This is a genomic window from Pseudoduganella sp. RAF53_2 (assembly GCF_052113985.1).
GTDB lineage: Bacteria > Pseudomonadota > Gammaproteobacteria > Burkholderiales > Burkholderiaceae_D > Rugamonas.
Map to the genome: position 1 here is coordinate 1 of NZ_JBFRDW010000222.1, position 8,592 is coordinate 8,592.

Below are 8,592 nucleotides of genomic sequence, written 5' to 3' on the forward strand. Positions count from 1 at the left end.
GGTATGCATGGCGGATCAATGATCCGCCCTACGGTGCTCATCACCAGAGGCGTAGGGCGGGTCATTGACCCGCCGCTTCGTCCACGGAATTAGAACTCTTTCTCGGGTAAAGCTACGGAATTATCCGTCGAGAACTGGTAGTCCTTGAACACGTGTTCGGCCGTCAGCAGCTGGTACGAACCGTCCGGCTTCTTGAACGAGGTGTCCTTCAGGCGGTAGGTGGTGTGGCCGCAAGTCCAGCAGTTGAAGTTGCGCATGTGGGTGCACAGGCAGGTCTTGTCCATCACCTTGATGCCCTTGTCGCTGCCGCCGTTGGCCGTCACTTCGCGGTTATACGAATTGATGTAGGCGCAATTGCCGGTGGCGTCCAGCAGATAGCCGTAGGACTCGCAACCCGGGCGGATGCCCGCGCCGATGGCCGGCGTGTTCTTCAGCATGCGCATCGGATAGCCGGTTGGCGAGATGCCGTTGACGATGATGTCTTCTTCGCTGGCCTTGAAGTATTCCTGTTTCACCTCTGCCGGCAGGCCGCATTCCTTGGTCACGGTGAAGCGGGTCGCCACCTGCACGCCCGCCGCGCCCATTTCCAGGAAGGACACCGCATCGGAACCAGTGAACACGCCGCCCGCGGCGATCACGGGAACATCCAGGTTCTCGGCTTTCAGATAATCCAGGATCTCGCGCACGATCTGGTGCAGGTCGAATTCCTTCCAGTCTTCCAGGCCGAAGCCCAGGTGGCCGCCGGCCAGCGGACCTTCAACGATCACATAGTCCGGCAGGCGATTCAGCTTCTGGTTCTTGCGCAGGAAGATCTGCAGCGCGCGCACGGACGAAACGATGATGCCCAGCTTCGCTTCGCGGAAGCGCGGGTGTTCAGCCATCAGGGCGAAAGAACCGAAGTGCAGGCCGGCCGACAGCGTGATGCCGTCGATGCCCGCGTCCAGCGCCGCGTTCAGGCGGGTGCGCAGGGTTTCCTTCGGACCGTTCATGGTCAGCTTTTCCATGCAGTTCACGAAGATCAGGCCGGGACCCTGCTTGCGCTTCATCGTGTCGCCGATGTGCAGGCGCTGCGCCTCGGCCAGGCGGCCCAGGTCGAACTGCACTTCGGACTTGTCCATATTATGGATGTTGTACTTGTACAGCTTGGTCTTGTCTTTGACGAAGGTGGTGTCGAACTTGCGGTCCGAAACGTCTTCCACCATGGCGTCGGAAATGTGGCCGATGCCACCCAGGCGCGCAGCTTCCAGCGCCAGTTCGGTCGTGGAAATATCCACGCCCATTCCGCCGATCATGATTGGCACATACTCTTTGTCGCCAAACTTCAGGCGGAAATCATCAACACGTTTCATTACTGTCCTTAATCAATCGCGGAAATTATTGAATTCCAGCGGGGTGTCCGGCACATCCTTGCGCAGCAGCTGCATGGCCGCCTGCAGGTCGTCGCGCTTGGCACCCGTCACGCGCACGGATTCGCCCTGGATGGACGCCTGGACCTTCATCTTGCTTTCCTTGATGACCTTGGTGATCTTCTTGGCAGTCTCGGTATCGAGGCCATTCTTGATCTTGATGACTTGCTTGACCTTGTCGCCGCCGATCTTCTCGATCTTGCCTTCGTCCAGGAAGCGCACGTCCACTTTGCGCTTGGCCAGCTTGTTGGTCAGCACGTCCTTGACCTGGGTGAGCTGGAAATCGGAGTCGGCGAAGGCGGTCAGGTCATTTTCTTTCTGTTCAACGCGCGCATCGCTGCCCTTGAAGTCAAAGCGGGTGCTGATTTCCTTATTGGATTGATCGACGGCGTTACGCACTTCGATCATGTCCGCTTCGGAGACTACGTCAAACGATGGCATATGGATTCCTTTACAATAAAGCAACGGCTAAGGCTAGCCTACTCAAAAGATGCGACATTTTAACGGACATCGGGGCGAACGCTCGGTCGATTTTGAGGCTTTACCTCTATAATCTGGCAAATTCTTGACATAGATATGACTCAGCCTCTCCCTCTGCAACATAACTTTTCCCTCAAGCCCTTCAATACCTTTGGAATTGATGCTTCCGCAAAACTATATTTGCGCGTGAACAGCATCGATCAATTACAGGCTGCCTTTGCCGACCCCGAATTGGCCGCCATGCCGCGCCTGGTATTGGGCGGCGGCAGCAATCTGCTGCTGACCGGCGATTTTCCGGGACTGGTGTTACATATTTCACTACACGGCCGTGAAATACTGGCCGGCGACGCCACCCACCACCATGTGCGGGCGGCGGCGGGTGAGAACTGGCACCAGTTCGTGCAGTGGACGCTGTCCCGTGACCTCGGCGGACTGGAAAACCTGTCCCTGATTCCCGGCACGGTAGGTGCGGCCCCGATTCAGAATGTGGGGGCGTATGGCGCCGAGACCAAGGACGTATTTTTGTCGCTGACCGCTTTCGATCCGGCTTCCGGCAAGCTGGTCGAGATGGATGGTGCGGCTTGCCGCTTCGGCTACCGCGATTCCGTCTTCAAGCATGAGGGGCGTGAGCTGATCATCGTGGATGTGCGCTTCGCACTGCCGCGCGACTGGCAGCCGAATCTGCGCTATGCGGAGCTGGCCAATGCGGTGGCGGAGCAGGGCTTGCCTGCGCCGACGGCGCAGCAGATTTCCGATACGGTGGTCGCCATCCGCAGCCGCAAGCTGCCGGACCCGGCGCAGATTGGCAATGCGGGTTCGTTCTTCAAGAATCCGGTGGTCAGCGCGGAGCATTGCGCGAAGCTGCTGGAGCAATTTCCGGCGCTGGTGCATCACGTTCAAGCGGATGGCAGCGAGAAGCTGGCCGCCGGCTGGCTGATCGATCAATGCGGCTGGAAGGGACGCTCGCTGGGCGCGGCAGGCGTGTATCCGAAACAGGCGCTGGTGCTGGTGAATAATGGCGGCGCGACGGGCGAGGAGGTAAAGCAGCTCGCCGCTGCGATCCAGGCCGACGTCGCCGCGCGCTACGGCGTGCAGCTGGAACCGGAGCCGGTGTTCGTTTAAACACGGCGGATCAATGATCCGCCCTACGCCGTCATACGGCGCGTCGCGTAGGGCGGGTCATTGACCCGCCGTGGCGGTCACGCGGCGCTGCTGGGGACTGAGGCCGCGTCCACTGCGCCATTGCGGCCGTTGCGCTTGGCGGCATACAGCGCGTTATCGGCCGCGCCAATCAGGTCGGCCTGGGTGAATGGTTTCGACGGCACCATGGTCGCCACGCCGATCGACAAGGTCACCACCCGATGCGGCGCATCGCGGTTCTCAATGCTTAGCTGCTCCATGGTCTGCACGCAGGCGCGCGCCACCTTCATGGCGCCGGCGCCGTCCGTATCCGGCAGGATGAAGGCAAATTCTTCGCCACCGTAGCGCGCCACCAGATCCGCCGGGCGGCGCAGGTGTTCGGTCAGTACGGCCGCAGTGCGCTTCAGGCACAGATCACCGGCCTGGTGGCCATAGGTGTCGTTATAAACCTTGAAGCAGTCGACATCGCACATCAGCAGCGACAGTGGCTGGCGCTCGCGCTGGCCGCGCTGCCACTCCAGCAGCATGGCTTCATCGAAGCGGCGGCGGTTGGAAAKGCCGGTCAGCGCATCCAGCGCGGCCAGCTTTTGCAGCTCGATATTGGCCGCCGTCAGCTGCTGCTGGCTCTCGCGCAGGAAGCGGAAGGCCTGGTCGCGCTGCAGGCGGTGAATGTAGCCGTCTGAGTGATAGCGTACGCGCGCCAGCATTTCCAGCTGGTCCGGCAGCTTCACCAGGTAATCGTTGGCGYCCGACGCGAAAGCATGGGCCTTCAGTTTGGGATCTTCGCGGGCGGATAGCACCAGCACCGGCACGTGTTCCAGATATTCATGGGTGCGATATTGGCGCAGCAGCTCGAAGCCATCCGATCCCGGCATCACCAGATCCTGCAGGATCACGGTCGGGCGCAGCTCAATCGCGGTTTGCAGCGCCTGGTCCGCCTCGGTGACATAGTGGAATTCGATATCGTCCTGGGCCGACAGCATGCGGCGCAGCGCCTCGACGATGATGAGCTGATCGTCCACCAGCAGCACTCGCACTTTGAACTGGGTAAGGCTCTTATCGGATTCCGGGTTCGTAGTGCTCAGCAGGGACATCGGGACTCGCTCTAAGTTTTAACTGCATTTGCCGCCTATCGTACTTCGCAGCATCGGGCCGATTTTCTCCAGCGGCAGGATCATCTGCGCCGCATCGATTTCGATGGCGGCGCGCGGCATGCCGAATACGGCGCTGCTGGCCTGGTCCTGCGCGATCGTCGTCTTGCCTGCCCGGCGCAGTGCCAGCAGGCCTTCCGCGCCGTCGCGGCCCATCCCTGTCATCAGAACGCCAATGGCATCCTGGCTCCAGTGCTGGGCGACGCTGCGGAAAAACACATCCACCGAAGGACGGTATGCGTAATCCCTTGGGTTCACATCGTAAACCAGATGTAGCGATTCATCTAGTACAAGATGGTCATTGCTTTTGGCGACCATGACCATGCCGGCCTGCAGGGTGTCGCCATGCTCGATGGCGCGTACCGGCACGGCCAGCTGCTCGCCCAGCCATTTGGCGAAATGGTCGGCGAAGTTTTCGTCGATGTGCTGCACGATGACCACGGCGCAATCGGGCGGCGGGGTCCAGGCGGCGAGGGTTTTGGCGATGGCGACCGGGCCGCCGGTGGAAGCGCCAATGGCCACCAGCATTTTCAGGGGAACGTCGCGCTGCGTGCGAGAGGAGGAGCGCTTGGGCTGCATGGACTGGGTGCCACCGCTGTGGCGAATCAGGCTGTCCATGGTTTTGATTTTGTGCAGCAGTTCCGCATCCCCGCCGGCTTTTCCGTGCAGGATGGGGGTGGCCGTCACGTCCAGCGCCCCGGCGCCGAGGGCGCGGAACACCTGGTTCACATTGTCCTTGGGCTGGCCGGTCACGATCAGGATGGCGCAGGGCGATTCTTCCATGATCTGGCGGGTGGCTTCGACGCCGTCCAGTTCCGGCATGTTCAGGTCCATCAAGACCAGGTCGGGGCGGTTCTCGGCGCACATGCGCACTGCCTCGCGGCCCGTGCGGGCGATCCACAACACCTGATGTTCATGCGTGCTGGCCACCACGCGGCGCAAGGCCTCCGCCGCCATCGGGACGTCGTTGGCAATCGCGATTTTCATCGGTAGGCGTCCCCGATGAGATCCGTGACGGCATCGAGGAGGGTTTCGTCGTGGAAGCTGCCTTTGGTGAGGTAGTAATCGGCGCCCGCAGCAAGGCCGCGGGCGCGGTCTTCCGGCCTGTCCTTGTACGACACGATCATTACGGGCAGCTTGTGCAATTGCAGATCCTTCTTGATCAGGTTGACCAGCTCAATGCCATCCATGCGCGGCATGTCCACGTCGGTGATGACGAGGTCATATTCGCCGCTGCGTACCACGTTCCAGCCGTCGATGCCGTCAATGGCGATATCGACTTCGAAGCCACGGCCGACCAGCAGTTTGCGCTCCATTTCGCGCACCGTCAGCGAATCGTCCACGACAAGAATTCGTTTCATTCTACGCCGTTCCGCCAGATCAGCGCGCGCCAGCTGATGCAGGCCGCCTTCGTTCAGCAGTTTTTCGATGGAGATCAGCAGATCCGGCACGTCCAGAATCAGCAGCGGTTCGCCGTCATCGAGCAGGGCAGCCGCTGAAATGTCGCGCATCTTGCCGAAGATCGGGTCAATGGCCTGCACGGCCAGGCTTTCTTCGCCACGGATGCGGTCCACCACCAGGGCATAACGGCGCGCGCCATTGCCCACGACAACCACGGGCAAATCGCCGCTGTTTTCCATTTCGCCCAGTTCCAGCACTTGCGCGGCGGCGACCAGGCCGAGATGTTCGCCGTTGTGGTCGAAGAACTGCTTGTTTTCCAGTGTATGGATGGCGGATTGGTCGACCGTCAGCACCCGCTCCACCTTCACGATAGGGAAGGCGTAGGCCTCGCCCTTGATGTCCACCACCAGCGCACGCACAATGGACTGCGTCAGCGGCAGGGTGATCGAGCTGCGGAAGCCTTTGCCCGGCTCGGACTCCACGCGCACGGTGCCGTTCTGCTGGCGAATGGTGTCATGCACGATGTCCAGGCCCACGCCGCGGCCGGAGATTTCCGTGATGCCTTCTTTCAGGCTGAAGGCGGGCAGGAACAGGAATTCCATCAGTTCCGCCTGCGACATGGCGGCGGCCATCTGCTCGTTGGCCATCTTGCGCTCGACCACCGAGCGGCGGATTTTTTCGATTTCGACGCCGCGTCCATCGTCGCTGATTTCGATATTCAGCATGCCTGCGCGGTGGCGCGCTTCGAGCACGATGGTCCCGGCGCGCGGCTTGCCTGCGGCCTCGCGCTCGTCCGGCGTTTCCATGCCATGGTCGACGGAGTTGCGCAGAATGTGGTTCAGCGGACTTTCGATCTTGGCCAGAATGTCGCGGTCGACCAGGGTGTCTTCCCCATGGATCACCAGCACCACATCCTTGCCCAGGCTGCGCGCCAGGTCGCGCACCATACGCGGGAAGTGCTGGATGCCGTCGCGGAAGGGGCGCATACGCATGGCCAGCACTTCGTCGACCATGTTTTCGGAAACGGTCAGCAGGCGGCGCTCGTAGTTTTCGATGTCCGCGATGTGCTCCAGCATGAACTGCTTCAGCGGCTGGCTTTTCTGGATCGCCAGCAGGGACTTTTCCTTCAACGAAGGATCGGTACTGCGTGAGATGGCTTCGTGCAGGTCTTCCAGCACCGTGAACAAGCTGGCCTGGTTACGCTTGAAGCGCTGCACGCCCTGAATCATCGGATGCAGCTGGTGCGCATTGATGCGCGACTCGCTGGCCAGCGACAGCAGGCGATCGAAGCTTTGGGTGGCCTGCAGCGCGGCCGGGGAGTGGCCGGCCGGCGCAGCTTGCGGCTCGTCCGGCGGCGCCGATGCCGTTTGCGCGTTACCGCCATCGCTGTCGCCACCGCCGCCGTCATCGCTGGCACCGGCGTTGGCGCCTGACCCCACGTGCGCGCTTGCGTTCGCCGCTGGCGGCGCATTGGCTATCGCACTGGCTGATGTACCGGCGTCCACGGCCGGCGGCGCGCCGGCGATAGCTGCGCCGGGTGTGGCGGGGCTGGCGTCAGCGCTGCGCACCGGCACTGCCGCGGACGAAGGTGGCGGTGGTGGTGGGGGCGGCGAAATCGGCTCGGGCAGGAAGGCGATGCCCAGCACCGCGTCCATGGTTTTTTTGATGAGCGCTGCATTCGCGCCCATCCACGGCTGCACGCCCGCATCAGTGAGGCGCGAGCACTGGATGATCAGATCCACGCCTGCCAGCAATGCATCAACGCGATTCGGCGTCAGTTTCAGCTTACCCGCCTGCGCGGCAATGAAGGCGTCCTCCATCCCGTGCGCCAGTTGCACCACCATGTCGAGGCCAACGATTGAAGCGGCGCCTTTGATGGAGTGCGCAGCGCGCATCATCGGTTCCACCGACGTAGGATCGCTGTGGCGCTCGAAGGCCAGCAAGCCGTCGGTCAGGATCTGGCATTGCGAGTCGGCCTCCATGCGGAACAGGTCGAGCATGGAGAACTGGCTCAGGTCGCGGCTATCGCTGCTCATGACAGAGCCCTCGCAAGCTGGTGGCCGATCAGGTCTGCGTCCAGGCAACCGATCTGCATGTCCTTCATTGGCAGCACGCCGGACAGGTAGCGCGTCAATCCCTTGTTGATGGTGGCGGCGGGCGGTTTGATTTCGCCGGCGGCATAGCGCGCGATGCCATACATCTCGGTGACGGGAATCGCATAGGCTTGCTCGCCCCACTGCACCAGCATCAGGCGCGCGAACGTATAGCGTCCCGTGGTTGACTCTCCTTCGCGGTCGTCGATGCCGAACAGTTCAGCCAGGTCCATGCAGGGATACAGCCTGCCGCCCACATTCACCACGCCACGCAGGCCGCGCGCGCGGCGGTGGGGCAGGCGATGCGGCGTGGCTGCCGGTGCAATCTGGACAAAGATCGAAGTCGGCAGTGACAGCCATTCGCGGCCAATGCGGAACACGACCAGGCTGGCGTCGCGCTCAGTGGCATCTGTTTCGGGCGCGCGGAAGTGCTCGGCCCATTCGCGCTTGTACTCCTCGCTGACGGGGCGGCGCAGGTTGCGCTGCGCGGCGTCGGCATAGACTTCGCAATTGCGGCAATGGACGGCGCTCGCCAGCAGCTCGCAGCTGTGGTCGCCCGCCACGCCAATGCGCTTCCAGCAATCGTTCAGGTCCTCGATTTCGCTCATGGTTTATCCGCTCGCATGCTGGCGCTGGTAGACGCGCGCCGCCCGCGCTTTCAATGTCGCGGCGGCGCTGCGGTTGCCGCCTTGCTCCGTGAGCAGGGCAAGATGGCACAGCGCTTCGTAATGATCGGGCTGCAAATACAGGCAGCGCTTCAGCTCCCGTTCGGCTGCATCGGCCTTTCCGGCTGTTTCGGCCAGCAGACCGAGGATGAAATAAGCCTCGGCGCTTTCCGGCGCGCGCGCCAGCAGGTCGTTGCAGGCAGTTTCCGCTTCTTTCACGCGGCCCTGGTCGGCGAGCTGGCGCGCTTGCGCCAGC

General features: G+C 62.2%; 8 protein-coding genes. 1 reads left to right on the forward strand and 7 read right to left on the reverse strand.

What is annotated here, in order from left to right:
- Positions 1–89 precede the first annotated feature (89 nt).
- Together AB4Z11_RS14675 and AB4Z11_RS14680 are read right to left on the reverse strand one after the other, a co-directional pair.
- Positions 90–1,349 carry a nitronate monooxygenase gene (locus AB4Z11_RS14675; protein WP_442025985.1) on the reverse strand — a complete coding sequence of 420 codons (1,260 nt, stop codon included), beginning with the start codon at positions 1,347–1,349 and terminating at the stop codon, positions 90–92.
- 12 nt (positions 1,350–1,361) lie between these two features.
- Entirely contained in the window at positions 1,362–1,847 is a 486-nt protein-coding gene (locus AB4Z11_RS14680; protein ID WP_442025986.1) for a YajQ family cyclic di-GMP-binding protein, read from the reverse strand.
- A gap of 135 nt (positions 1,848–1,982) precedes the next feature.
- Between AB4Z11_RS14680 and murB the strand changes: the two genes are divergently transcribed.
- Positions 1,983–3,008, forward strand: a complete 1,026-nt coding sequence (murB, locus tag AB4Z11_RS14685) for a UDP-N-acetylmuramate dehydrogenase (RefSeq protein WP_442025987.1) — start codon at positions 1,983–1,985, stop codon at positions 3,006–3,008.
- Between the two features lie 77 nt (positions 3,009–3,085).
- Here murB and AB4Z11_RS14690 read toward each other — a convergent pair whose 3' ends face one another.
- The 5 genes from AB4Z11_RS14690 to AB4Z11_RS14710 form a co-directional block, all read right to left on the reverse strand.
- Positions 3,086–4,120 (reverse strand): diguanylate cyclase, encoded by a 1,035-nt coding sequence (locus AB4Z11_RS14690; RefSeq protein ID WP_442025988.1) that lies wholly within the window; start codon positions 4,118–4,120, stop codon positions 3,086–3,088.
- 18 nt (positions 4,121–4,138) lie between these two features.
- Positions 4,139–5,164, reverse strand: a complete 1,026-nt coding sequence (cheB, locus tag AB4Z11_RS14695; protein WP_442025989.1) for a chemotaxis-specific protein-glutamate methyltransferase CheB — start codon at positions 5,162–5,164, stop codon at positions 4,139–4,141.
- Complete coding sequence (locus tag AB4Z11_RS14700; protein WP_442025990.1) at positions 5,161–7,614, reverse strand: hybrid sensor histidine kinase/response regulator; 2,454 nt, start codon at positions 7,612–7,614, stop codon at positions 5,161–5,163. The genes cheB and AB4Z11_RS14700 overlap by 4 nt, the downstream gene beginning before the upstream one ends.
- Positions 7,611–8,279 carry a chemotaxis protein CheW gene (locus AB4Z11_RS14705; RefSeq protein ID WP_442025991.1) on the reverse strand — a complete coding sequence of 223 codons (669 nt, stop codon included), beginning with the start codon at positions 8,277–8,279 and terminating at the stop codon, positions 7,611–7,613. The genes AB4Z11_RS14700 and AB4Z11_RS14705 overlap by 4 nt, the downstream gene beginning before the upstream one ends.
- A gap of 3 nt (positions 8,280–8,282) precedes the next feature.
- The coding region (locus AB4Z11_RS14710; protein WP_442025992.1) for a tetratricopeptide repeat protein at positions 8,283–8,592 on the reverse strand (310 nt) is incomplete at its 5' end.

Excerpts from the sequence above, each read along its gene's own strand:
- cheB (WP_442025989.1), bottom strand. The coding sequence starts at position 5,164 with ATGAAAATCGCGATTGCCAACGACGTCCCGATGGCGGCGGAGGCCTTG.
- AB4Z11_RS14705 (WP_442025991.1), bottom strand. The coding sequence starts at position 8,279 with ATGAGCGAAATCGAGGACCTGAACGATTGCTGGAAGCGCATTGGCGTG.
- AB4Z11_RS14675 (WP_442025985.1), bottom strand. The coding sequence starts at position 1,349 with ATGAAACGTGTTGATGATTTCCGCCTGAAGTTTGGCGACAAAGAGTAT.
- AB4Z11_RS14700 (WP_442025990.1), bottom strand. The coding sequence starts at position 7,614 with ATGAGCAGCGATAGCCGCGACCTGAGCCAGTTCTCCATGCTCGACCTG.
- murB (WP_442025987.1), top strand. The coding sequence starts at position 1,983 with ATGACTCAGCCTCTCCCTCTGCAACATAACTTTTCCCTCAAGCCCTTC.
- AB4Z11_RS14680 (WP_442025986.1), bottom strand. The coding sequence starts at position 1,847 with ATGCCATCGTTTGACGTAGTCTCCGAAGCGGACATGATCGAAGTGCGT.